Genomic DNA, 23,797 nt, shown 5'->3' with positions numbered 1-23,797 from the left:
TATTACGTTATATCGACAGTTATTCTGTCACATGGGTTGTATAATCAAAAACCATAATAAGGTAATATAAATTCATGATAGAGCCAAGAAAAATTAAACTTTTGCTTGCTTATGACAACTCCCACTTTGCAGTAGATTCGCTCGAGTATGTTGGAGAAACTTTTCCAAAGGACAGAACCGAAGTGGTTATTTTTTATGTTGAAACAAAAATTCCCAGGTCTTTTTGGCATATGAGAAAAAACCTTGATTATTGCTTCCGGACATCTGAAATTCGGGCCAGTATGGCACAAAGAAAAAAAAATATTAATATGGGCATGGAAAAGGCAAAAAATCTGCTTTTGGATTTAGGCTTTCCTGCCAATGCCATTCAAACCCGGGTACACATTAAAAAACAGGGGATTGCCAGGGATATTGTTGAAGAGTCTCAACTCGGATATGATGCGTTGGTCATGGGGCGCAAGGGGCAGAGTGCAGTTAAGGATTTTTTTGTTAACAGTTTACCCGTGAGACTGCTTGGAAAAATAAGGAATATTCCGTTGATTGTGGTGGGTAAAAAACCTGCCCATAAGAATATTCTTATCGCCTTTGATGGCACCCGGGCCATTACAAAAGCGGTGAAATCTTTAAGTTCAATGATTAATATACAGGACTGTAAGTTACTGTTATGTTATTCACAACATCGTTCTCGTTTGTTGTCAAATCAGAAAAAATCATCTGAAATGTTTGATTTATCTGTGGCGTATCTGTTGGAGGCCGGCTTTTCTGAAGATCAGGTCTCCTTTGAAATCGTAGAAGGAGAAAAAAATCCCACCCTGTGCATTCTTAATAAGGCCCGCTATGGAGGTTACGGAACCATTGTTATCGGTCGGCGCGGGCTTTCAACTCTGAAAAGACTGTTTTTGATGCGGGTTGGCAATAGAATTTTCAGACATGCTGAGAATCACGTTGTCTGGGTGGTTCAATAGCTTGGTTTTTAGTCCCAATTAACAAGTATTTATTTTTTAAAATTTGGGGCTTGATAAAAATTAAAAAATCTGGAATTCTACATTCTTTTTTTATGGATTTTTTTAAAGACTGTCTTTTAGGCGTTGTATTAGGTAGATCAGAAACAAGGTGTACAGGAATTTATGGGTTTATTTAGATTAAAGGGATTTCCGGGAACCGGCAGTTTTCCCCATGGGATTCACCCTCCGGATAATAAAGCGTTGTCCGCCAATATGGCTGTTGAAGTGATGGAAACACCCGGAACAGTGACGTTACCGTTGCTTCAGCATCTTGGGGTGCCCTGCAAGCAGATTGTCAAGTCCGGGGAAACGGTTAGTTACGGGCAGATGGTTGGTAAGGGAGAAGCCTTTGTTTCCGCCTCACTTCACGCGCCAATTGCCGGAAAAGTTAAAAGAAATATAAAGGTAACCCTGCCCAACGGCAGGCGTCTTGACGCTATCGCCATCCAGGCGGAAGGGGAGCAGATCCCCCCGGAAAGAATCTGGGAAGATGTGAGATTTACACAATGGCCCAGGCCCAAGGACTGCTTTACCGATTACGAGCCCATGGACATTGTGAAAAAGATTCAGGCGTCCGGTATAGTGGGCTTAGGCGGGGCCGCGTTCCCCACCCATGTCAAGGTGATGCCCAATGATACCCGGATGATTGATACCTTAATGGTGAACGGGTGCGAGTGCGAGCCATATCTAACCTGTGATTACAGGCTGATGGTTGAGGCACCTGAGGCTATCGTGACCGGCGCGCTTTTGGCGGGAAGGGCTGTTTCAGCCAGGGAAATTGTCATTTGTGTTGAGGACAATAAACCCGAGGCAATAAGACACCTTCAAGATGCAGCCCGGAAGACTGTGGTGCAGGTTGCCGTGCTTAAGACCAAATATCCCCAGGGAAGTGAAAAGCATCTTGTAAAAGCAGTGCTGGGTCTTGAGATTCCGTTGGGAGGTCTGCCGGCTGATGCGGGTGTTGCCATTAGTAATGTGCAAACCATGGCTACAGTCGCCCGCAGCATTATCAAGGACATTCCCATGACACACAGGGTGATCAGTGTTTCCGGCCGTGGGATCTGCAACCCGAAGAATATTTTTGTGCCCATAGGGGTCTCTTTGGCTCAGGTTGTTGACTTCTGCGGCGGACTGACGCCGGATGCAGCCCGGATTATTTCCGGCGGCCCCATGATGGGCTTTTCATTCTCAGATCTGTCTGCCCCCGTAACCAAGGGCTCATCAGGGCTGACGATCCTTACCCATGACGAGGTCCGCAAGGCAGAGGAGACCCATTGCGTGCGTTGCGGGCGCTGTGTGGACGCCTGTCCCATGAACCTTGTGCCCACAAAGCTGGCGTTAGCGGCCCGGTATAAGAATCCCGAGCTTGCCGGACAATACCATATTCGTGCCTGTGTTGAATGCGGGAGCTGTTCCTATGTATGTCCGGCAAAGTTGAATCTGGTCCAGTTGATTCGTGAGGGCAAGGCCCAGCTAAACGCCTGGGAACGTCGTTGACTTTATGCCTGAAATCGGCTTTGGACCGTTGCGTTATGCTGTTCAGGCACTTGAAGGAAAGAAGAACGAATCCGGCTAAATTCGGATTAATATAAAAACAAAAGATCAATTGATACAAGGAACAAAACGTGTCAGACACAAATAGACAGATAGATTCAGCCATGTCGCATGAAAACAGGCCCGGGCGAAAGCCGCCCTTCATCCACGTGGCCCCGTCCCCGCATATTTCAGATAGCAGGGCGAGCACACAAAGGATGATGGTCGATGTGATCATTGGGCTGTCACCTGCCATTGTCGTATCTCTTTATTTATTTCGGTTTTATGCCCTTAAACAGATTCTTGTTTGTGTGGCGGTCTGCCTTGCTGCGGAATATCTCTTTGTCCGAATGAGGGGCAAATTTTTTACGTTAAAAGATTGCTCCGCCATAGTTACGGGCATCATTTTAGGCCTTTCCATGCCGGGGTCAGCCCCCTGGTTTGTGGGGGCTTTAGCCTCGGTCGTCGGCATCGGGATCGGCAAGATCATATTCGGCGGCGTTGGCATGAACATATTCAATCCTGCCATGGTTGGGCGGGCTTTTGTCATGATTGCCTTTGCACAGCTCATGGGGGCAGGTGCCTATGAAAATGTAACTGGACTGGTGGATGCCGTGTCCGGGGCAACACCGTTGAGTGCATTGAAGTTCAATGGCGTTCATACCGGTATTGCTCCATTGTTTATGGGTGTTACCAACGGGTCCGTCGGTGAGGTGAGTGCCATTGCCTGCATTATAGGGGGGCTTTATCTGATTTATAGAAAAACCGCTTCCTGGCAGATTCCTGCAAGTATTTTGATAACCGTTGCCCTGATCGCGGCAATTACGGACATCGCAGGGGGATATCAAGGGGTGTTCCTGTTGCACCATCTGTTTGCAGGCGCACTGATGTTTGGTGCATTTTTCATTGCCACGGATCCCGTGACATCTCCGTTAACTGCTAAAGGGAAAATGATTTTCGGCGTGGGTACCGGTTGTCTGATCATGGTTATCCGCCTTTTTTCCGGTTATCCGGAAGGTGTGATGTTTGCCGTGCTGATCATGAATGCTATGACCCCGCTGATCAACCGCTGGACCATTCCCCAACCCATGGGACAAAGGGAGGCATGATATAATGTCATTGAAAAACAGTAACTTGGCTCAAGCCTGGTTGGTACTTCTCCTTGCCACCCTGTTTGGCACCGCCCTTGCTGGCATCCAGGTAAAACTCGGGCCTGTGATTGAGGCGAACAAGATCAAAGAGACCATGGCAAAAATCCCCGTACTGGTGCTTGGAGATGATTTGGCTGCCGAGCTTGCCGCCGACAACCAGTCCCTGACCATCAAATCACGGGTGGTTGAAGTAAATAAAAACGGAACCACCAAATTTTACACCGTGTATGATGCCTGGCTGCCGGAAGGGAAAATGGTTGGACATGTGGTTAAAGCCGATGGCCAGGGATATGCAGATAAGATTGAGTTGCTGGTGGGACTTGATGCCCAGGGCAAAAGTATTACAGGGCTTTTTGTTCTGGACCAGAAAGAGACGCCCGGCCTGGGCGCCAAGATCCTGGAAGATGCCTGGCGAGGCCAGTTCAAAGAAAAATCTACGGAAAAACATCTTTCCGTTGTTAAAGGGAGCGGGGCCAAAGAAGATGAGATCGACGCCATTTCCGGCGCCACCATTTCTTCAAAAAGTGTGACCGGCATCGTTAATACGACCCTTGCCAATGTGGCATCTCAGCTTCAGGTTACTGACAGCCCTGAAAATAACAAAACCCCGGCTGTTCAAAACAAAGAACCCGGTAAAAATAAGGAGCGTTCCTGATGGCTGATCAACCCACAGCGATAGAGAGATTTATACAGGGGATTCTGCCCGAGAACCCCGTCTACCGGCAGCTTCTTGGGCTCTGTCCCACCCTGGCTGTTACCAACGGCATGAAGCCGGCGTTAACCATGGCCGTTTCTGTGGCTTTTGTTCTGGTCTGTGCCAATGTTGTGATCAGCTTGATCCGGAACCTGTTAAAACCCCATCTGCGGATCGTGGTTTTTACTCTGACCATTGCTACCTTTGTAACGGTGGCGGACAGGGTTCTGGCCGCATATCTGTTCCAGATGAGTAAAACCCTTGGCCCCTATATCCCGTTGATCATTGTTAACTGCCTGATCATCTGCCGGTGTGAGGTGTGTGCGTCCAAGCAGAATCCATTTACCGCAGCGGCCGACGGCCTGGGCCAGGCCCTTGGATTTGGGCTGGCACTGGCAAGTATTGCTGCGGTCAGGGAAATTCTGGGTACAGGGATGCTCATGGGATTCAGGGTTCTGCCGGCTTTATGGCCGGACTGGGTCATCATGGTTCTGCCCCCCGGTGCATTCATTACGCTGGGGCTGTTGTTGGGACTGGTGAACTATATTGATTTTAAACGGGAGGAAGCCCGTAAATGAATTTAATGTTTGAACGAAAAGTCAACCATCTGCATCTGGGCAACTTTGCGTCCAAACACGGGTTTCCTTTAGGTACAATTTAGATGAAAATTTATAAAAGATTGAGGCGGGTCTAATGGACTATTTTGTGGATATCCTGCTGATTGCCCTATCAGCTTCGATAATTAACAACTTTATATTTTATTACTTTGTGGGTATCTGCCCGTTTGTGGGAGTGTCCAAGAAGGTTGAGATGGCCTTTGGCATGGGATGTGCTGTGACCTTTGTCATGAGTATTGCCGCATTCCTTTCCTGGAGCATCACGGTTTTTGTACTGATTCCAGGCGCACCGGTGTCAGCTTTTATTGCCGGTTTTTTTACCACGCCTGAAGCAGCCGCGCAAATTGATCTGACAGTGCTCAGTTACATTGTATATATTTTTGCCATTGCCTCTTCGGTTCAGTTTGTGGAGATGTATGTCAGAAAATTTTTTCCGCCGCTTTACCGGTCCTTCGGGGTGTTTCTACCTCTAATTACAACTAATTGTGCCATCCTTTTTGCTTGCCTGACCATTATGAACCATGTGGCGGGCGTTGATAACCCCAAAGAGATGTGGGACTTGGGACGAGCCATGACTTTGGCCCTTTTTGGTGGACTGGGATTCACCATTGCCATCGTGATTATGGCGGGTATTCGGGAAGAACTGGAACTTTGCGATATTCCTAAACCCTTTGAAGGGGCTGCCATTACCTTGGTCATTGGAGGGATTTTAGCCATTGCCTTCATGGGATTTACCGGTGTGGATTCAGGCGTTAAAAAGGCATTACGTCCTTCGCCCCAGGTTTCCCAGGCTGTAGCGCAAGGGGAGAGTGTTGCCCTGCTTGATATTAAAGACTGTAACATCCAGGGAGTAATAATGCCATGATGATTTCCCTTGGTATTGCTGGCGCGAGTATGCTGGTTATGGCTGTGATATTTTCCTATATCCTGGGGTGGGCCAATAAAAAATTTATGGTTGAGGTGGACCCTAAAATCGAGGCGGTCAGGGAAGCACTTCCCGGTGCAAACTGCGGGGGATGCGGTTATCTTGGGTGCAGCGACTATGCGGTTGCCATCGTCATGGACAATGATCCTGTGAACAAATGCACGGTGGGCGGCAAGGCCTGTGCCAAAGAGATTGCCGGTATCATGGGTGTTGATGTAGGCGATATGGTGCCCATGCATGCCATCGTCCATTGCAACGCACCATTGTCCAGTCGATTAGGGCTGACCCAATACATGGGAGAACAGCGGTGCGCATCTGCCCAGCAAGTGGCCGGCGTCCAGGCCTGCACCTTTGGGTGCCTTGGGTTTGGCGACTGTGTTCAGGCCTGTAATTACGACGCCATTCATATCGTAGACGGCCTTGCCCAAGTGGACTATGAAAAATGTATCGGTTGCGGTGCCTGCGCCAAGGCTTGCCCGAGAGGTATCATTTCCATTGAAGGGTTCAGGGAAGAGACCATTCCTGTGGTGGCCTGTTCCAATAAAGATAAGGCAAAGGATGCCAAAGCCGTATGTAAAAATGCATGCGTTGGATGCAAAGCCTGTGCAAAGGTGTCAGATCTTTTCACCATCTCGGAGAATCTGTCTAAATGCAGTTATGATGACTATTCAGTCCAAAAACGTGAAGAGGCCATGAAGGCCATTGAAAAATGCCCCACTGGATGCATTCATTTCGTGGGAACCCAGGTGGAATAAAGAATGCAGAAAATATGTGTATTCTGCGGTTCCAGTGACGGGGGCCGTCCTGAATACCGGCAGGCCGCAGCAGCCCTTGGTCATGCCATGGTGGTAAAGGATATTGACCTGGTTTACGGCGGTGGCAGTGTGGGGCTTATGGGCACACTGGCTGACACCGTTCTTAACGGCGGTGGCAGGGTCACAGGCGTTATTCCCGAACCCCTGATCAACCGGGAAATCAGCCATCCTGGCTTAACAGAGCTTGTGGTTGTGGGGTCCATGCATGAAAGAAAGTTCATGATGGCTGATCTGTCGGACGGGTTTATTGCACTGCCCGGCGGTATCGGCACCATGGACGAACTTTTTGAAATACTGAGTTGGTCCCATCTTGGGATTCATAAAAAGCCATGTGCATTACTCAACGTGGTCGGATATTATGATCATTTGAATGCGTTTATGCAGCATGGCGTCGATCAGGGATTCATTAGAAAAGAGATGGAAACAAAACTCATTATTAAAGAAGACCCCAAGGCGCTGCTGGATTTGTTCCTGGACAGTTAAGATACTTTCACTCGATGATCAAGTTTTTGTTAATTTGCCCAACTTCGGCGTTGGAAAAAAGTTTTAATCCTCAAAATATGTTGTATATTCCTCCGGTTAAAAATTGTTTCCGCCTTGAATTTGAACAAATTTCTTAAAAATTTGATGATCGAGTTTCAGATTAGAACCACAAAGTTCGCGGAGAACACGAAGTTTTTATAATAAAAAGCTGTATAACTTACACAGCTTTTTATAACATTGCCCTCAAAGAGGTTTGGTCTTATATCCAAGCCATTGCCGGACCGGGGCATCAAGACCCGGTGCCAGCCGTTCATAAACCATCTGATGATAATCATTGATCCAGTTTATCTCCGCGAAGCTCAGCATGTTTTTATCCATAAGGCTGCGTTCAAAATGGCAAAAGGTTATGTTCTCAAATTTTAAAAATTTGCCGAACTGCGTTTCCTTGTCTTCGATGACAAGAATCATGTTTTCAAGCCGGATTCCGTACTGTCCTTCCCGGTAAAGGCCGGGCTCGTTGGTCAAAAGCATGCCGGGTCCAAGCGCGATATCCACGGGAAGTGCGCTTAACCGTGCCGGACCTTCGTGCACGCAAAGGAAAAACCCCACCCCATGGCCTGTACCGTGCCCAAAGTCAAGTCCCTGCTGCCATAAATTCCGGCGTGCCATGGCATCTATTTGGTACCCCCTGGCTGTGGTGGGAAAGCGTGCCGTTGCAACGGCAATGTGGGCTTTGAGTACCAGGGTGTAATCCCGGATTTCGTGGGTTGTCGGTGATCCTAAGTGCACCGTGCGTGTAATGTCCGTGGTACCGGTCAGGTAATTGCCCCCGGAATCGGTGAGAAACATGGCATCAGGACTTAAGGGCCGATCCGTATCAGCGTCGGCACTGTAATGGCAGATGGCTGAATGTTCCTTAAATGCCATAATAGAGTCAAAGGAGGGGTGGATAAAGGCATCCTGTTCTTTGCGAAAATTCAAAAGTTGTTCTGCGGCTGAAATTTCAGTTTTGGGCGTATTACTTGTGTTAAGCCAGTGCAGAAAATTGACCACGGCTCGTCCGTCTTTGACGGCAGTCTCACGGATATGGGAGATTTCAACTTTATTTTTCAGGCATTTAAACATTACCGAAGGGTTTGAATGCTTAATGATATCCAAACGTTTATCTATGGCCTGGTAAATAAAATCTGAAATTCTTTCGGGATCAAGCAGTACCCTATATTTTTTGTTCAGATTCTGAATTGTTTCGTAAAAAGCGTTGTAGCCAAATAATGCAACGCCATCCGTCTTAAGGGCTGCCCCGAGTGCCGGACTGACCTTGGCAGGATCAATGAATAAACTGATTTTATCCATGGTGATTAGGGCAAAGGCCAGGTTCACCGGATTAGAGTGAATGTCTTCTCCCCTGAGATTAAAGGTCCAGGCAATATCATCTAAGGCGGCCAGTACATGGTAATCAGCATTATAATCAGCCATTTTTTTGCGTATGCGAGCAAATTTTTCTTTCCGGGCTTCACCCGCATAGACGACATCCAGCTCAAAGGCCGGGCTCCTGGGCATGGGCGGTTGATCCTGCCACAGATCGGAGACCAGGTCCATAGTGGTGTCTAAAACAATGCCCTTTTGTGAAAATTCTTTTTTCAGCCTGTCGGCCTGGGCTGCGGACACCATTTTTCCATCCAGGGCAATGCGGTCATTGGTGGACAACGTATGGGTCAGCCATTGGTCAAAGGCAGGGACATCCGTATCGCCCTGCCTGAAAAGTTCAAAACTGTCCAACTGGGCAGCGGCCTGGATCCAATAGCGAAAATCCGTCCACATTCCCGCCTGTGTTTTTGTGACCACAGCCGTACCGGCAGAACCGGAAAATCCGGTCAGCCATTTCAGGGACTGCCAGTGTTCGGCCAGGTATTCACTTTGATGGGGGTCTGCATTGAGAATGATCACGGCACTGACACCGGCCTCATCCATCTTCCTTCGCAGCAGGCAAAGTTTATCTTGTGTATTCAATTGTCCATTCCTTATGTTACATGCCAAGGTATGCTTTTTTGACCGCTTCACTGGCCAGAAGGTTTTCTCCTGTGTCGGTCATGGTGATGGCACCGATCTCCATAACATATCCACGGTCTGCCAGTTTAAGCGCCAGGTTAGCGTTCTGCTCAACCAGAAATATGGTGGTTTTATATTCCTGGTTGATTTTTTTGATAATATTGAAAATCCGTTTGGTGATGATGGGCGCAAGCCCAAGAGACGGTTCGTCGAGCAACAGCAGTTTGGGTTTGCTCATGATGGCCCGGGAAATGGCAAGCATCTGCTGTTCCCCACCGCTTAGAGTGCCGCCCTGCTGGTTTCTTCGATCAGCCAGAATGGGAAACATTTGAAATACATTTTTTAAATCCTGTTTTATTTGATCCTTGTCCTTTCGTAAAAAGGTCCCCATGTCCAGATTTTCCATGACCGTGAGATAGGGAAAAATCCTGCGGCCTTCGGGCACCTGGCTGATGCCTAATGCTGCGATTTGGTCGGCAGGCATGCCGGTGATATTCCGACCCTGGAATTCAATGGTGCCGCTGGTGGCAGGTACCACCCCGCACAGTGTCATCAGGGTTGTAGATTTTCCGGCACCGTTGGCCCCAATCAGGGTTATGATTTCACCTTCCTGGACGTCCATGCTGATATTTTTTAAGGCCTGAATATTGCCGTAATAGGTTTGTACATTTCTGATCTTAAGCATCTATATCTTCTCCCAGGTACGCTTTGATCACCACCGGATTATTCAGTATCCGCTCAGGGGTGCCTTCACCAATTTTTTTACCGTAATCCACCACAAAGATGTTGTCAGACAGGGTCATGACAAGTTTCATGTCGTGTTCGATTAAAAGGATCGAAATTTGCTCTTCGTCTCTTAACTTCAGAATTAATTCGTTCAGGGCCTGGGTCTCTTTGGGGTTCATACCCGCCGCAGGTTCGTCAAGAAGAAGCAGAAAGGGATCCGTGGCCATGGCCCTGGCAATTTCCAGGCGCCGCTGGGCACCGTAAGGCAGGTTCAGGGCCAATTCATCCACATATGTTTCAAGACCGATTTTTTTTAGGATCCCGTAACTTTTATCCACGATAGACTGCTCTTCGGCACGGGTGGCGGGGCCTCTGAAAATGGCGCCAAGTATCCCGGCTTTTGTGACGGGGTAGCAGCCGATCATGACATTTTCCAGCACCGTCATGGACGCAAACAGCCGGATGTTTTGAAATGTTCGGGCCAGGCCTTTGCGGGTCACCAGGTTGGGTTTGAGCCCGTTGATTCGTTTTTTGGTTGCATCATTCCCGTTGGGCCGAATAAAAACATCTCCCTGGGTGGGGGTATAAATTCCTGTGATACAGTTAAAAAATGTGGTTTTCCCTGCCCCGTTGGGACCGATCAGAGCGGCAATCTCCCCCTGGTTGATATTCAGATCCAGGCTGTTAATGGCCCGCAACCCTCCAAAATCCATGGTCAGGTTTTTAACTTCCAAAATGGGTTTGTTCATATCTATTCCGCAGTGATGTGTTCGTGTCCTTTGTAGTGATAGGTTTTTCTGACGTTTTCAATCAGTCCGCCGGGCTTGAAGACCATCATCAGCACCAGGACGGCGCCAAAAACAATCATCCGGTATTCAGATACGGCTCGAAGATATTCAGGCAGAAGAATCAGCATCAAGGCACCGGCAATGACACCGGCAATGGAGCCCATGCCGCCTAGTACAACAGTACACAAAATAATGACCGATTCCCAGATGGTGAAACTGGCCGGATTTACAAATGTGGTCTTGGCGGCAAAAACCACGCCGGCCATGCCGGCCCAGGTGGCTCCCAGCGCAAAGGCGCGCAGTTTGGTTTTGGCCTTATCAATGCCCATGGCCTGGCAGGCGATTTCATCATCTTTCAGGGCGATCCAGGCCCGTCCGATCCGGGAATCCTGGAGACGGTTGATCACAAAAATGGTAAAAATAACCAGTGCCACAATAATATAATACAGGTAGATGGAGTGCTGCTGGAGTGTCAGGTCAAGCCCAAATAGACCGGGTTTTGGGATATTGGCAATGCCGCTGGGACCCTTGGAAAATTCATTCCAGTTTTCAAGGACCAGACGGATGATTTCACCAAAGCCTAACGTAACAATGGCCAGATAGTCGCCTCTCAGGCGAAGTACGGGATACCCCAGGATAATGCCCATAATGGCACCCAGAAGCCCCCCCAGGGGAAGCACCATCCAGAAGGTCATACCGAAATTCAGATGTAAAAGTGCATAGGCATAGGCGCCCACGGCAAAAAAGGCCACATATCCCAGATCCAGAAGCCCTGCCAGGCCGATGACGATGTTGAGTCCTAAGCCCAGCATCACATAAATTAATGCTGAAATCATGATGTTGGTTTGGTACAGGGAAAAAGAGTAGGGAAACGCCAGGGTGGTAATCGTTAACAAAACCATGGCGGGAACAAAGAACCGTTTTTCTGCCAGACGTTTTCTGATCGCAGATATTTTTTTACCTGGGCTAAATTTCCCTGTATTTTTTTCTTTGTGCTTAATCATGTAGCGCCACAGGGCGGACAGGAAAAAAAAAGCAATGCCGATAAAGGCCATATTCCACCAGCGCCACTCAATGGTTTTGGTTACGGTATTGACCTTGATCACCATAAGAGGAAAGGTTAGGAACATAAACCAGACCGCTGCAATGGTGGACTGTTTGAGTTCTTGTAACAGATTCATAATTTCTATCTTTGATTCATTGCAATTAAACTTTTTTGGTTTCCGCTCGGCCTAAAATTCCGGATGGTCTGAATATCAGGATCAGAACCAGGAATAAAAAGGCAAATACATCTTCATAATCACTGGAAATATAACCGGTGAAAAAACTTTCAGTCCATCCCAGGATCAAGGATCCTAAAACAGCGCCGGGAATGCTTCCTATGCCGCCTAAAACGGCTGCTACAAAGGCCTTGATGCCGGCAATAAATCCCATGTAAAAATTAATCTGGCCGATGTGGGAGGCGATGAGCATACCGCCGATGGCAGCCGTACCGGACCCGATGATGAAAGTAAAGGAGATGACCCGGTTGACATTGACCCCGAGCAGCATGGCCATGGTTTTATCCTGGGATGTGGCCCGCATGGCCTTGCCGATCTGGGTGAATTTGATCAGAAGGGTCAACCCGACCATGACGATGATCGTGGTGACAATAATGGCAAGCTCCGGGGCGGACATGATATGTGCATAGGGTTCCCAGAATTCAAAATCAGGAATCAGGCTGGGAAACGGCAAAAAATCGGATGTCTGGGCAAGCAATACATAATTTTGAAGAAACAATGACATGCCGATGGCGCTGATCAGTGCAGACAGCCGAGGGGCCGTTCGCAGAGGCTTGTAGGCAATCTTTTCCATGGTATATCCGTAGCAGCAGGCATAAAATACAGCTGCTGTCGCTGCAATCAGCGTCACAGCCAAGGCAGGAAAGCCGGACATGGTCAAAACCGTGGAAATGATAAGCGCAGTAAAAGCCCCAATCATATAGATTTCACCATGGGCAAAATTAATTAGTTCGATAATGCCGTACACCATGGTGTACCCCAGAGCAATCAAGGCATAGATGCTCCCCCGGGTCAATCCGCCCAGGAACAGTTTTAAAAAAAAATCATAATCCATGTGTAACCTGTTTTATTACTTTTCTTCAACGAATTTGCCATTGGTTACTTTGTATACGGAAAATCCGATACCTGTGGCGTCACCATTTTCGTCAAAGCGAATTTTTCCCAAAGGCGTCTCAACATATTCAGTTCTTAGCGCCTGAACCACCTTTTCATAGTCAGTGGAACCCGCTTTCTCAATGGCGTTGAGCAGAGCCTGGGTGGCTGCATATGCCGCGTCAAAAAAAGCGCCGGGATCAGAACCGAACTCTTTCTGGTGTTCCTCTTTTGCCATCTTGGCCATGGGGTTGTTAGAAATATCCATGGGACCTGTAGCATAGACGCCTTCAGCATACTCACCGGCAACCTTAATAAACGTATCATCTTTTACGCCGTCAGCGCCCATGAACAGGGTATCCATTCTCTGTTTTCTCATCAGCGTAACGATCTTGGAGGCTTCAGGATGGTAGCCGCCCCAGATAACCAGGTCAGGCTGCTGTTTTTCCACTTTGGTAACAATGGCCGAATAGTCCACGGCACCCGGGGTAACCCCTTCGAACAGCAGAACATTCACACCAGCTTCCTCAAAGTATTTTTTCGCAAGTTCCGCCTGGCTCTTACCGTAATCCCCTTTGTCATGAAGGATAACGACATTTTTAACATTAAGGGTCTGGGTGGCAAATTTAACCTGGAGTTGGGCCTGTTTGGCGTCATGGGGGATGGTTCTGAAAAAGTTGGGGTAATCACCGGACAACGTCAGGTCCGGATTGGTGGCAGACGGAGACATGGTAACAAGGTTAGCTTCCTTGTAAATGCCCAGAGCCGCCTTGGTTGCGCCGGAGCAGATATGGCCCATGACAACATCAACACCGTCGGAGATCAGTTTTGTTGCTGTATTCCCGGCAACTTCCGGTTTACAGGCATCGTCTTCAACCAGCAGTTCTACCTGATGGCCTAACACACCGCCGTTCGCATTGATTTTTTTGACGACCAACTTGGCGGCATTCACCGACGGGAGTCCATAGGATGCAAGATCACCTGAATGTGCTCCGGCAACCCCAAGTTTAATTGTTTGCTCCGCTTCTTCTTTTTTACCACAGGAAAAGATAAGGCAAGCTGCCAATATACAACCCATTGCAAATAAAAATTTTTTCATTTTTTCCCCTTTTTTTGTTAAGTCAAGGTATTTTACTATGGTCCTTATTATACCGATACCATTAGTACTGTCAATTAGGTGATAGCGTTAAACTATTTAGAAAAAAATATTCCGGTGCCGCTAAAAAGGAACTTTTTAGCGGCACCGGAATATCAGAAAGAAAAATTATTAGAAGAGAGAATAGGAAATTAGGCTTTTTCTTTAATTTCCGTTTCGGATTTAATAACGGAACCTAACTGATGGATGCCATGCAAGCTGAAGTTTGAGCCTGAATCGATCTCGTCAGCCCCTTTAAGTCTTAAGATCTTATCGTCGATGATTCTAAGAAAATCAAAGATATCACTTTGTACCTGGGTTTCAGTTACTTCAATCATTTGCCTTCCTCCCTGTGTCAATCTTTAAGGGTTTTGTGTAGAGGAAATTGATTATTTTTTTGTGTTTTTTCCTCTTTCACATAGATGCAAAACATAATATCAGCACTATATCGGACAAATCAATCGGGGAATCCCTGATTTTTTATGACTTTTTTTGTTAAATAAATTTAATATTATTGCGATAATTAGGTGTTCTTTTTCTGTTGACCCTACGCAAAGATCACCCTATGGTGATGTTATGACACTATTTCTCGTCACTGTAAAATGATCCACGGTCGACAGATCTATACAGCGAGGGGTTTTAATTTTTTTAATTTGGGAGCAAAACATAAATATGGGTTTTACAATTGATCATTTTAATATCAACGTACTGAACCTGGAAAAAAGTATGGTATTTTATGAGGAAGCGCTGGGTCTTAAGGAGCAGAGAAGAAAAACGGCCACAGACGGTTCCTATATTATTGTGTTTTTGACGGATAATCAGTCTGCCAATAAACTGGAACTGACCTGGCTTAAAGACAGAAAAGAGCCTTACGATCTCGGTGATGAAGAGTTTCACATTGCATTCAAAACAGATAATTTCGATGCAGCCCATGCCCTGCATGAAAAAATGGGGTGTATCTGCTATGAAAATAAGGATATGGGTATCTATTTTATCAATGACCCAGACGGGTACTGGCTTGAGGTCGTGCCTGTACGATAGTCCTTTAGGACCGCAGATTAAATAACTTGAACGAAATAGCTTGCCTTTTAGCCCATCTCCTTCGTTGAATTAAAGGCCCAATAGGCCTGCTATTCAACCTTTAATGCGCCTTGTAGATGAACCAACATTCGGCGTTATTTCTGCCCAGCTTATTTAATTTACGGTCCTTACCATGGCTTTAGGCAAGGGGAAGAGATCAATGCCTGGACAATTTATGATTGCGATCCAAAGGCTATACACCTGGTCTTGAATACGCTATAGGCTGTCCTGCTTGGGGGCTATTGTTATCGGCAGAATAATATGTGCGATCATCCCCCAAGAACGACACCTTCAAAGAGGGTCGCATCTTTGAAGGTGACCATGGCCATATTATCATCCATGACGTGGAAACGCGGAATATGATTGGTGGTCATGGCAATGCGGCCTTATCAGGCGTATTCCAGTTCAATGTCGCCAATCCAGCAGAGCTCCAATGAATAAAGAGATCTATAACACATTAAAAAACCGGATCATCCACCTGGATTGTGAACCGGAAACCATTCTCAAGGAACAGGAACTGGCCGCTGAATTCGGCGTAAGCCGCACCCCTTTGCGTACTGTTCTTTTCCGCCTGGAACTTGAATTAGTGATCGGCGCCATGGCCTTTGCCCGGATGTCATCAGACCAAATTCAGCGATTCAAGAAACTTGAGACTGAATGCAGTGCTTTGAAGTCGGAAAAAGCGCCTAAGAAATTGTCCAGCATTGACATGGAAAACAAACAGATATTTCATCAGGCTGCGGACAACCCGTTTTTGGCTAAAATGTCCGAGCATCTTTATGCCCTGACCTACCGGCTGTGGTCTTTTGCCCTTTTATCATCTGCAGACGAAAAGAATCGATACAATGAAATCAATCCTGATATTGATAAAAGGACCTGCGGATATCATCGCCGCCAGGAAGCGGTTACAAAATCCACGGCCCATCTCGTACCGATGGTAGAAAAAGCCCTTGATAAGGGTGTCCGGGCTAAGCACGTCTTAATGGACAGTTGGTTTTCGATGCCATCAGTAATAGCAGATTTGCGCGAACACATACACGTCATATGCATGCTGAAAGATCATCCAAAATGGTGTTATGAATATCAAGGCAAAAAGCTTAGCTGTCCGACCTCTATGGGAAATAGAAGAAAAAACGAGGACGAGCAAAGTTCAAAGCCCAAGCGATTGTTGCTCTTTCCAACGGCAAGCAGGCAAAAATTATTTTTGTTTCTTGTGATAAAAAACCTGGCTGACTGGCACTTCTGTCGACAGATCTGTCCCTCCCTAATGAAGAAATCATTCGTCTGTACGGCAAACGCTGGGATATCGAAGTCTTTTTCAAAATGTGCAAGTAACACCTGAAATTGGTCAAAGGAATACAAATTAGGAACTGCGATGGCCTGATCGCTCATACATCTCTTGTTATTGCCAGATATAACATGCTCAGCCTTTATCAGCGGCAATGTGTGGATCAAAGGTCATTCGGGGAACTTTTCAGGGCCTGTAATGATGAGATGAACAATCTATCTTTTATGGTTTCTTTGGAGCGGATCATGCGTTTAGCTTTGGTAAATATTCGGCGACTGTTTGATTTTAGCGGGCGTATGGTACAGGAGCTGCTTGATCAGGTGATGGGTCAAGCTCTTAAGTATTTTGGCTTTTCAAGTGGTTCCGAGGAATTATTGGGGGTATAAATTTACTCCTCCGAAAGTTGAGTGAACAGGCTATAATTGCAAGCGCTGATAATGTCATTCCTATGACCAATAGGAAAAAGGCTTAGACAATGAATGAAACCGGGCAGATTGAAATCTATCAAGCAGACAATGGCCAGACCCAAATTCAAGTACGCCTTGAAAGCGATACATTGTGGCTGACTCAAAAGCAAATGTCAGGATTGTTCCAGGTTACCACACCCACCATAAACGAGCATGTTAAGCACATTTATGACGAAGGAGAATTGCATCGGGAGGCAACTATTCGGAAAATCCGAACAGTTCAAAATGAAGGGCAGCGACAGGTAAAACGCAATCTTGATCACTACAATCTGGATATGGTTTTATCCGTAGGATATCGGGTGAAAAGCAAAATTGCCACCCAGTTTCGTATCTGGGCTACTCATCGCCTCAAAGAATACCTGGTAAAAGGATACACAATAAACCGACAGCGATTTCAAGAAAATGCTGCTGAACTTGAACAGGCACTGCACCTGATCAGAAAAGCTGCTCAGACACCTGGCCTTGCATCTGATATGGGGCGTGGCCTGGTAGATATCATGGGGCGGTATACTCAAACATTTCTCTGGCTCCAGCAGTATGATGAAGGTCTTTTAAAAGACCCCAAGGGGCATACAGGTGGGAACCTGCCAAGCCCGATCGATGCCATAGCCGCTTTGGGAGAATTGAAAACACAGTTGATCGCTCGGGGAGAGGCAACAAATTTTTTTGCAAAATCTTCCAGGGCTGACAGTATTGCCGGAATATTTGGGAACCTGGATCAAACCGTATTTGGAGAGCCTGCCTATCCTACCGTTGAAAGTAAGGCCGCACATCTTCTATATTTTGTTGTTAAAAATCATCCGTTCATTGACGGCAATAAACGAAGTGGGGCTTTTTTGTTTGTGGACTTCCTACATCGGAACGGACGGTTATTGGATACTGCCGGGCAACCAGTGATTAATGATACCGGTCTGGCTGCATTAACGTTGCTAGTGGCAGAATCAGTCCCGAACCAAAAGGAAACGATAATAAAACTGATCATGAATTTACTTTGTGAATCTAAATCAAAAACCACCTAATCCTTTCCCTAGGATAGGTCCGGCTTAATTACCCGGACCGAACAGGCGGTTTCCTGGCCGCCTTTCCTGGGGATTTTAAATCACCTGCTATACCCGCATAGCGGGTAGTATGAGGAAGCCCCCTCGAAGGGGGCGTTGTGATAGGAAAGCCCCTGATGGGGGCTATTGGTTAAATTTTATGTTCTTAACTATTTTTATCTTGATCACGGATATAACGTTTGATAAGTTCCTCATCAAGTCCTACGGTATCGACACAGTAACCTTTTGCCCAAAAGCTTAAACCTGTCATCCGCTTGGTATGAAGCAGCTCTCTCTATGTATCCGTATTGCACTTTTGCCCTTGATAAAGCCTATCGTGTTGGAAACACTAAATTTGGGAGGGACACTCAAAACAAAGATGGACATGATCAGGCATTGCGTGCCCTTCATGTAACTCAAGTGCTTTTTGATCGCATAATTACCTGATAATAGGCCCAATCCCTCTTCGTATATTCCCATATATGGTTTTATGTCTATATTTGGTCACAAAAACTATGTGATACTTACAGTCCAATTTAACGCGTTATAATGTTTGCCAATTTTTCATAGCTTCTTCCTCTCCCCCCTTAGGGACGTTCCTGAGGATGAAGCTATATCACTTTTTTTAATCACGCTGGAATTGTCGGACTTTTAGAGTCGCTCTGGCATAGCCAGAGGTTTAATTTAAAGCAATCAGGATCATTGCAGGAGATGAATTTATGTTGCAGTGATCAACGACAATTATTTTTTCCCCTCGTATTGCCTCATGAATAAATCATACCATACCTGATTTGTTGCCTCACGAATAATGTTACCGACAAGAGGGTATTATTTCTGGGTTATTATTCAATTTTTAACATACTGACTTCTGTATTAAAATCAAACTTTTTTATTACGTTGCCTTTTTGTATTTTCAGGTTGATATGAAGTGGACCCAATGTCAAGACCGATTTTGACTTTTTTTAAGTTACATTTTTCTATAATCCTTTGTCAAATTTGATGATAACGACCTTCTTTCTTGCCAGATTACCCTTGCTATTTTGATTTCTATCCCGCTATCTCGTGTTTCAGCAGCTTTTTTCCTTCAAATCCCACGCCCCTAAAAAGGGATAAGCGGAGCGAGTCAATGTTTTTTTCGGAGGGTCCGAAAATCTTTTTTTCCTTCCAGGGCTTTTTTCGGTGAAGTATGATTTTGGTTAAACCATGGCATTTGTAAGCGGCCAAGGGAAAAAGATTTTTGGAAACCGAAAAAAACATTGACTCGTGTAGTGCTCCCTTAAAAAAGGGGCTGGTATTTGAAGGTAAAAAGCATATTAAACCAAGCCTTTCTGTTTTGACCTGGGCCTAATCCGGAGCGCAGCGGAGTCCAGTTGCTTTCAGATTCTAAATCTGAAACCCCCGGTAGGGTCCCCCTGAAGGGGTCGCACCATAGTGCGAAACAAATATTCCGTAGGGCTGCCAAGGGTATCAGTCTTTCTTCATTTTTCTGGTTGATACTTAAAACCGGCTTCAATCAATATAGATTCCAAAACTATCCCAACCTCACCTCTTCTTTTGAGCTCATCAAGCATCTACTGCTGAATTCGAGCGTTCACGCGAACTCGCTTTAGATGTGCCGGCAACTTCGGTTTTAGTTTTCCTCTATATCCGCCACGCATATCCTCTCCTTTTTAATATAAATGCTTCAAGAGTGTCGCCAATTCAGCGCTTTAGATAACTGTAATACGCTTTACAAAAAAAATAGGTGATTTTTGCATAAAAAATGACAGTTTATCATCCCTTTGATATTAAAGGGGATTTTCCACTAAGCCGGCCCTGTCATGTGTTACGATGATGCTTTCTGATGGTACAGGATGAATATCATCATCTTTTTTTTTCATTATTTTAGCACCATAGCACTGACATTGTTTATATAGTTCCAAACGTACCGTTATTATACAGTAAGCTTTCCCTTTTCCATTTTTTGGGTATCCACTGTTATAGCTTTGAGGTCCCCGATTCTGGTATCTTCAGCCAAAGGATTACGTTTTAAAAGATTATCATCATATGTAATAATGGCTTTTTCCCTCCAGGCTTTGACCCGCCGCTGTAAAGTCCTCAGCTGCCCCTTTGTGTATTGTCCTGGATATTTTTCCTGAAGTTTTGAAAGCATTGATTTGGCGGTCTTTTCAGGATCATTCTCCAACCATGAACAGACCTCATCCCAAGCATCTTCAAAAGGATCCTTCCTGGTTCGCCACCAGTGCTTGGCACGCGGTTTTTCCGTTTTCCTATACTGCCTCCTTTTTATAATGCCAGGTTCTAAAATCAAATTGTCATTGTTTTTTTCAGTAGGCTCTTCCGTAGTTAATGGTAATTTAAAACCGTATAGAGGCTGCCTATCTTCATTTTTACCGGAGGAAGGTTGTTTCGCCAAAGTTACATGTTTCCACAGCGCATCCTGTAAAAACTGAATTTGCTTTAACAGAAGAACCGGATCCAAAGAATAGTTTACCAATTCCAGCTTTTCATTTGTTTCCTTTTGGATCTGGACGGCTTGTTTCAACCTTTGAAATGGGGTTTGTGCAGCATCATATGTTTTCTTTATTTTGCTGTTATCTCGCCATTTTTTTTTCAGCTTCATTGAAGGTTGGAAGAAATTCACATAAAGGCGTACTGCCCGATATAACTCAGAGAGTTGCATATAAGCATGGTGACCTTCAAAACGATCGTACCCGACTATCTGCCTTACAACTATTCCGTTTTTCTGCTCAACATAACACTGATCGTTTTTCTTATATGCTCTTCCCCTGGTAAAAGTTATCTTTTCTTTTTCGCAATAACGGATCAATTCAGTATTGATGAACTCAGTTCCGTTATCAGTATCAATCCCTAATATTGGAAAAGGTATCAATTCCTGGGCTTTATCCAAAGCATGAATAACAGCAGAACCACTGCGGTATGGTAGAGCAATACACTCGACCCAACCTGTGGCGATATCTGTCAAAACCAATGTATAAAGAAATTCTCCTTCCATGCTCCAGCCACAATGTGCTACCAGGTCAGCCTCAAAAAAACCAGGCTCATCTTCCTCCCAATCAGTAAATGTTCTTATCGGAATCTGATGTTTAAGAAGTTTTCCGGGTTTGGTTGTACTCATATTCAGGCCATTGTTTCTTATTGGTTTTAAAATTCGGTCAATCGTTGCGGGGCTTATTGAAATAAGTTGAGAACGGGTTTCGTCGTTAAGTTCAAGGTGTCCGTAACGTTCCAAAGTCGGCACCAGATCCTTCAAAAACGGGGCAAGCCTTTTTGAGGCGATATAGTTTGAAGCCGCCCAGGCAATTTTCAATGCTTCTTGAACGTCACTGTTATAAATTCTTGGCCGTGGCTTTTTAATTCTTCTCACAACCGGTAACTCTTTTAAAGACAGTAACCGGATTGCATATTTACGCGAGTATCCAGTTGCTAAAATGAATTCGTTCAAAATAACTGATTTGTGCTTCTTATTTTCTTCCCTATATCGGGGAGCAACATTTGCCAACAATTCTCTTTTTGCTTGAAAACTCATTAGTGACCTCACAATCTACCCTCCACATATTTTTATAATCTGTTTTGGGTAACATTATTCGTGAGGCAATAGATACAGTGCGGTTACATTTTGTGCGATTCAATGCGGGCGGGAATTATAATTGACGTTCATCAGTTGCAGAGTAGAATCAACCGCTTTGTTAAACGCATGCCAATAGGTAGGGTCGAATTTATGGGATACGTCTGGCCCGCCGAATTAATCCAACCGGGGTATGATTTTAGTAAATTGAAGTACCCAACTTTGATGCAATGCCTTGAGCGTGTCATTGGTGTGGATTTAAGCTTCTATTAAGTTTTATGACGGCCCGCCGAAATCGAAAATACATCCCCCCTGTTGCTATCCGCACATAAGCCACGTTACCGGAAAAGCAGCGTTAAGCGCCTGCAAACCTCATGCAAAATAGACATCTTCAATGCAGTGTATCCAAACGAATTATGGAGACATCGAGCTTGACGCTGAACGATCCCAAGCTGTTCAGGAGGCTGTTGAACGTGTCCTTTGCAAGCGGCTTGGAGAGCATGCGCCGGTAGATACGTTGGTGGTGAAGTTGGCGCCAGTGCAGTGAGAATATCTGGATAAGATGGTTGACATGACAGGGGGCAGCGAGATTCAATTGCACAGGCTATGTTTGATTATGGATTTGAAGCTATGGACGGCTTGGTCCGGTTGATCAAGCCCACAGGTAAATGGGGTGCATGATGCAGAAGAAACAAAAAAAAATTACTGCTTACAACATGCTTACTTTTTTTAATGCTCAAACAACAAAGGAGTTAACCAGTTTGGCTAACCCCTTGTTTTTATTTTGGTACCGGAGGCGAGACTTGAACTCGCAAGGGCTTGCGCCCGGAGGATTTTGAGTCCTCTGCGTCTACCAATTCCACCACTCCGGCTTAGAGCCCTTTTTTTAATGGAATTGTGCCTGCTTGTCAATCCCAAATTTCCCTCCTAAATTTAATATTTTTTTCCGATGCCGACTTTTAAGTTTTTGTCAGGGTGCTTTCGATTTCCGGCGCCTAAAAAAAGCGATCGGGGGATGGCAGGCACGGTATGTGCTATAAATACGGCGTTGTACATCTATTTCATGTGAACAGTTTGCCGGGTTAGGCAAACAAATTTAAACCAAAGGAGATTAAATATGCCTGAATTACCTGAAGAAACCAGCAAAGCATGGGACAGCCACAAAGGCCCTGTTATATTATCCACCGTGAACAAGGATGGCGTACCCAATGCCATTTATGCGACCTGCGTGAGCAAATATGATGAGCAGACTCTGGTTGTGGCCAACAACTATTTTTCCAAAACCATGGAAAACATTAAAGCCGGATCCAAGGCCTGTATTTTATTCATTACTTCGGATAACACATCCTATCAGGTCAAAGGCATCCTTGAGTACCATACCCAGGGGCCTGTGTTTGACGATATGAAAACGTGGAATCCTGAAAAACACCCAGGCCACGGTGCCGCCGCACTAAAGGTTGAAGAGGTTTATAAAGGCGCTGAGAAATTATTATAGCAATTTAATGGTGTCCGTACCCCTAACAAAGCGAATCCAGTTTCAGCGCCTGTGCGCTGAAACTGGATTTTTTCGGCCCTGTTTTCGTCTTTTATGGTGGCCGACGTCTCTTCGGCAGCAACAATCATCTGAATACTTGTGGCGATATGTACTGTGGCCGCAGCAACAACTGTTCATATTCATTGCATCTTCTCTGCAGATATATTTTGAAAAAAATGGGAAATACATTCCATTGAATTTTCATTTTAAAATTGCATTTTAAAAATAACAACTGTAGATTAAATATATTCATCACTTTTGACCTAAATTAGTGCGGGGAATTCATGAAAAATCTTATAACGATTGTTATGATTTTTATGGTTGGATGTTGTGCAATGGCATTCGCTCAAGATGGAAAGGTTGCATTTTTTAAAAAAGTTTCCGGCGATGTTTCAATTAAACGGGGCGAAACGATCGTTGCGATGGCTGAAGGGAATCCGATTTTTAAATCAGATGTATTAATTACAAAAGCTGACAGCTCAGCCGGCATTATATTTACGGACGGTACAACTATTGCCGTAGGCCAGAATACGGAATGTAACATCAAGGACTATATATTTGACCCTGAAGCAAATGCATATGCCTTTGACCTTTATCTTAAAAAGGGAAAAGCCATTTATAATTCAGGCAGAATTGGAAAACTTTCGTCGGATAAAGTCTCTTTAGAGACGCCAAATGCCATTGTCGGCACCAGGGGAACGCATTTTATTATTCAGGTAGATTAAGAAA

Annotated in this window: 21 protein-coding genes, 1 tRNA gene and 3 pseudogenes; 14 read left to right on the top strand and 11 right to left on the bottom strand. The window is 45.4% G+C overall.

The window, feature by feature from the left end; all coding sequences use genetic code 11:
* Positions 1 to 230 precede the first annotated feature (230 nt).
* The 8 genes from EYB58_RS21850 (at position 231) to EYB58_RS21815 (ending at position 7,222) form a co-directional block, all read left to right on the top strand.
* Entirely contained in the window at positions 231 to 965 is a 735-nt protein-coding gene (locus tag EYB58_RS21850) for a universal stress protein (protein WP_163354587.1), read from the top strand.
* Positions 966 to 1,127: 162 nt separating this feature from the next.
* Positions 1,128 to 2,501 carry an electron transport complex subunit RsxC gene (gene rsxC / locus EYB58_RS21845; RefSeq protein WP_111958909.1) on the top strand — a complete coding sequence of 458 codons (1,374 nt, stop codon included), beginning with the start codon at positions 1,128 to 1,130 and terminating at the stop codon, positions 2,499 to 2,501.
* Between the two features lie 128 nt (positions 2,502 to 2,629).
* The gene (locus EYB58_RS21840; protein ID WP_111958907.1) at positions 2,630 to 3,646 is read left to right on the top strand and encodes an RnfABCDGE type electron transport complex subunit D; all 1,017 of its coding nucleotides are present in this window, start codon (positions 2,630 to 2,632) and stop codon (positions 3,644 to 3,646) included.
* A 4-nt stretch (positions 3,647 to 3,650) separates the two neighbouring features.
* Positions 3,651 to 4,343, top strand: coding sequence for an RnfABCDGE type electron transport complex subunit G (locus EYB58_RS21835; RefSeq protein ID WP_111958905.1), 693 nt, complete (start codon positions 3,651 to 3,653; stop codon positions 4,341 to 4,343).
* Positions 4,343 to 4,960 (top strand): electron transport complex subunit RsxE, encoded by a 618-nt coding sequence (gene rsxE, locus EYB58_RS21830; RefSeq protein WP_111958903.1) that lies wholly within the window; start codon positions 4,343 to 4,345, stop codon positions 4,958 to 4,960. Before EYB58_RS21835 ends, rsxE begins: the two co-directional genes overlap by 1 nt.
* A 115-nt stretch (positions 4,961 to 5,075) precedes the next feature.
* Entirely contained in the window at positions 5,076 to 5,864 is a 789-nt protein-coding gene (locus EYB58_RS21825) for an electron transport complex protein RnfA (RefSeq protein WP_242637481.1), read from the top strand.
* A complete protein-coding gene (locus tag EYB58_RS21820; RefSeq protein WP_111958901.1) occupies positions 5,861 to 6,679 on the top strand; it encodes an RnfABCDGE type electron transport complex subunit B in 819 nt (272 codons plus the stop codon). The genes EYB58_RS21825 and EYB58_RS21820 overlap by 4 nt, the downstream gene beginning before the upstream one ends.
* A gap of 3 nt (positions 6,680 to 6,682) precedes the next feature.
* Positions 6,683 to 7,222, top strand: coding sequence for an LOG family protein (locus EYB58_RS21815; RefSeq protein WP_111958899.1), 540 nt, complete (start codon positions 6,683 to 6,685; stop codon positions 7,220 to 7,222).
* A 243-nt stretch (positions 7,223 to 7,465) separates the two neighbouring features.
* On the opposite strand, the gene EYB58_RS21810 is transcribed toward EYB58_RS21815, so the two are convergent.
* The 7 genes from EYB58_RS21810 to EYB58_RS21780 form a co-directional block, all read right to left on the bottom strand.
* The gene (locus EYB58_RS21810) at positions 7,466 to 9,232 is read right to left on the bottom strand and encodes an aminopeptidase P family protein (RefSeq protein ID WP_111958897.1); all 1,767 of its coding nucleotides are present in this window, start codon (positions 9,230 to 9,232) and stop codon (positions 7,466 to 7,468) included.
* Positions 9,233 to 9,248: 16 nt separating this feature from the next.
* On the bottom strand, positions 9,249 to 9,956 hold the full coding sequence (locus EYB58_RS21805; protein ID WP_111958895.1) for an ABC transporter ATP-binding protein: 708 nt from the start codon (positions 9,954 to 9,956) through the stop codon (positions 9,249 to 9,251).
* Entirely contained in the window at positions 9,949 to 10,746 is a 798-nt protein-coding gene (locus EYB58_RS21800; RefSeq protein WP_111958893.1) for an ABC transporter ATP-binding protein, read from the bottom strand. Before EYB58_RS21800 ends, EYB58_RS21805 begins: the two co-directional genes overlap by 8 nt.
* Before the next feature lie 2 nt (positions 10,747 to 10,748).
* Positions 10,749 to 11,966, bottom strand: coding sequence for an ABC transporter permease subunit (locus EYB58_RS21795; protein WP_111958891.1), 1,218 nt, complete (start codon positions 11,964 to 11,966; stop codon positions 10,749 to 10,751).
* 25 nt (positions 11,967 to 11,991) lie between these two features.
* Positions 11,992 to 12,900: a branched-chain amino acid ABC transporter permease gene (locus EYB58_RS21790; RefSeq protein WP_111958889.1), complete on the bottom strand. Its 909-nt coding sequence runs from the start codon at positions 12,898 to 12,900 to the stop codon at positions 11,992 to 11,994.
* A gap of 15 nt (positions 12,901 to 12,915) precedes the next feature.
* Positions 12,916 to 14,037, bottom strand: a complete 1,122-nt coding sequence (locus EYB58_RS21785) for a branched-chain amino acid ABC transporter substrate-binding protein (RefSeq protein ID WP_111958887.1) — start codon at positions 14,035 to 14,037, stop codon at positions 12,916 to 12,918.
* A gap of 188 nt (positions 14,038 to 14,225) precedes the next feature.
* Positions 14,226 to 14,411 carry a hypothetical protein gene (locus EYB58_RS21780; protein ID WP_111958885.1) on the bottom strand — a complete coding sequence of 62 codons (186 nt, stop codon included), beginning with the start codon at positions 14,409 to 14,411 and terminating at the stop codon, positions 14,226 to 14,228.
* 334 nt (positions 14,412 to 14,745) lie between these two features.
* On the opposite strand from EYB58_RS21780, the gene EYB58_RS21775 reads away from it, so the two are divergent.
* The 4 genes and pseudogenes from EYB58_RS21775 (at position 14,746) to EYB58_RS21760 (ending at position 17,927) form a co-directional block, all read left to right on the top strand.
* On the top strand, positions 14,746 to 15,114 hold the full coding sequence (locus EYB58_RS21775; protein WP_111958883.1) for a VOC family protein: 369 nt from the start codon (positions 14,746 to 14,748) through the stop codon (positions 15,112 to 15,114).
* Between the two features lie 472 nt (positions 15,115 to 15,586).
* Positions 15,587 to 15,922: pseudogene (locus EYB58_RS24965) on the top strand (GntR family transcriptional regulator); the annotation flags it as partial.
* Between the two features lie 36 nt (positions 15,923 to 15,958).
* Positions 15,959 to 16,827 (top strand): annotated as a pseudogene (locus tag EYB58_RS24960) (IS4 family transposase); the annotation flags it as partial.
* Positions 16,828 to 16,916: 89 nt separating this feature from the next.
* Positions 16,917 to 17,927, top strand: a complete 1,011-nt coding sequence (locus EYB58_RS21760; protein ID WP_111958877.1) for a virulence RhuM family protein/type II toxin-antitoxin system death-on-curing family toxin — start codon at positions 16,917 to 16,919, stop codon at positions 17,925 to 17,927.
* Positions 17,928 to 18,111: 184 nt separating this feature from the next.
* Here the strand turns inward: EYB58_RS21760 and EYB58_RS24955 are convergent, their stop codons facing one another.
* The 4 genes and pseudogenes from EYB58_RS24955 to EYB58_RS21740 all read right to left on the bottom strand — a co-directional run bounded on the left by EYB58_RS24955 (position 18,112) and on the right by EYB58_RS21740 (position 22,406).
* Positions 18,112 to 18,216, bottom strand: a complete 105-nt coding sequence (locus tag EYB58_RS24955; RefSeq protein WP_423201848.1) for a transposase — start codon at positions 18,214 to 18,216, stop codon at positions 18,112 to 18,114.
* Positions 18,217 to 18,294: 78 nt separating this feature from the next.
* Positions 18,295 to 18,480 (bottom strand): annotated as a pseudogene (tnpA, locus tag EYB58_RS24950) (IS200/IS605 family transposase).
* Positions 18,481 to 19,878: 1,398 nt separating this feature from the next.
* Entirely contained in the window at positions 19,879 to 21,495 is a 1,617-nt protein-coding gene (locus tag EYB58_RS21745; protein WP_111960835.1) for an integrase catalytic domain-containing protein, read from the bottom strand.
* A gap of 824 nt (positions 21,496 to 22,319) precedes the next feature.
* Positions 22,320 to 22,406 (bottom strand) — tRNA-Leu (locus tag EYB58_RS21740).
* Between the two features lie 245 nt (positions 22,407 to 22,651).
* Here EYB58_RS21740 and EYB58_RS21735 point away from each other — a divergent pair.
* The gene (locus EYB58_RS21735; protein WP_111959293.1) at positions 22,652 to 23,029 is read left to right on the top strand and encodes a pyridoxamine 5'-phosphate oxidase family protein; all 378 of its coding nucleotides are present in this window, start codon (positions 22,652 to 22,654) and stop codon (positions 23,027 to 23,029) included.
* A gap of 323 nt (positions 23,030 to 23,352) precedes the next feature.
* On the top strand, positions 23,353 to 23,793 hold the full coding sequence (locus tag EYB58_RS21730; RefSeq protein WP_111959292.1) for a FecR family protein: 441 nt from the start codon (positions 23,353 to 23,355) through the stop codon (positions 23,791 to 23,793).
* Positions 23,794 to 23,797 lie beyond the last annotated feature (4 nt).

The sequence above is a fragment of the Desulfobacter hydrogenophilus genome, from assembly GCF_004319545.1.
GTDB lineage: Bacteria > Desulfobacterota > Desulfobacteria > Desulfobacterales > Desulfobacteraceae > Desulfobacter > Desulfobacter hydrogenophilus.
Note: the sequence above shows the minus strand (reverse complement) of the source record. Positions and strands in the feature narration are given on the sequence as shown.

Coding starts and splice junctions, on each gene's coding strand:
- EYB58_RS21850 (WP_163354587.1), top strand. CDS start 231: ATGAGAAAAAACCTTGATTATTGCTTCCGGACATCTGAAATTCGGGCC.
- rsxC (WP_111958909.1), top strand. CDS start 1,128: ATGGGTTTATTTAGATTAAAGGGATTTCCGGGAACCGGCAGTTTTCCC.
- EYB58_RS21835 (WP_111958905.1), top strand. CDS start 3,651: ATGTCATTGAAAAACAGTAACTTGGCTCAAGCCTGGTTGGTACTTCTC.
- rsxE (WP_111958903.1), top strand. CDS start 4,343: ATGGCTGATCAACCCACAGCGATAGAGAGATTTATACAGGGGATTCTG.
- EYB58_RS21825 (WP_242637481.1), top strand. CDS start 5,076: ATGGACTATTTTGTGGATATCCTGCTGATTGCCCTATCAGCTTCGATA.
- EYB58_RS21820 (WP_111958901.1), top strand. CDS start 5,861: ATGATGATTTCCCTTGGTATTGCTGGCGCGAGTATGCTGGTTATGGCT.
- EYB58_RS21815 (WP_111958899.1), top strand. CDS start 6,683: ATGCAGAAAATATGTGTATTCTGCGGTTCCAGTGACGGGGGCCGTCCT.
- EYB58_RS21805 (WP_111958895.1), bottom strand. CDS start 9,956: ATGCTTAAGATCAGAAATGTACAAACCTATTACGGCAATATTCAGGCC.
- EYB58_RS21800 (WP_111958893.1), bottom strand. CDS start 10,746: ATGAACAAACCCATTTTGGAAGTTAAAAACCTGACCATGGATTTTGGA.
- EYB58_RS21795 (WP_111958891.1), bottom strand. CDS start 11,966: ATGAATCTGTTACAAGAACTCAAACAGTCCACCATTGCAGCGGTCTGG.
- EYB58_RS21790 (WP_111958889.1), bottom strand. CDS start 12,900: ATGGATTATGATTTTTTTTTAAAACTGTTCCTGGGCGGATTGACCCGG.
- EYB58_RS21785 (WP_111958887.1), bottom strand. CDS start 14,037: ATGAAAAAATTTTTATTTGCAATGGGTTGTATATTGGCAGCTTGCCTT.
- EYB58_RS21780 (WP_111958885.1), bottom strand. CDS start 14,411: ATGATTGAAGTAACTGAAACCCAGGTACAAAGTGATATCTTTGATTTT.
- EYB58_RS21775 (WP_111958883.1), top strand. CDS start 14,746: ATGGGTTTTACAATTGATCATTTTAATATCAACGTACTGAACCTGGAA.
- EYB58_RS21760 (WP_111958877.1), top strand. CDS start 16,917: ATGAATGAAACCGGGCAGATTGAAATCTATCAAGCAGACAATGGCCAG.
- EYB58_RS24955 (WP_423201848.1), bottom strand. CDS start 18,216: ATGACAGGTTTAAGCTTTTGGGCAAAAGGTTACTGTGTCGATACCGTA.
- EYB58_RS21745 (WP_111960835.1), bottom strand. CDS start 21,495: ATGAGTTTTCAAGCAAAAAGAGAATTGTTGGCAAATGTTGCTCCCCGA.
- EYB58_RS21735 (WP_111959293.1), top strand. CDS start 22,652: ATGCCTGAATTACCTGAAGAAACCAGCAAAGCATGGGACAGCCACAAA.
- EYB58_RS21730 (WP_111959292.1), top strand. CDS start 23,353: ATGAAAAATCTTATAACGATTGTTATGATTTTTATGGTTGGATGTTGT.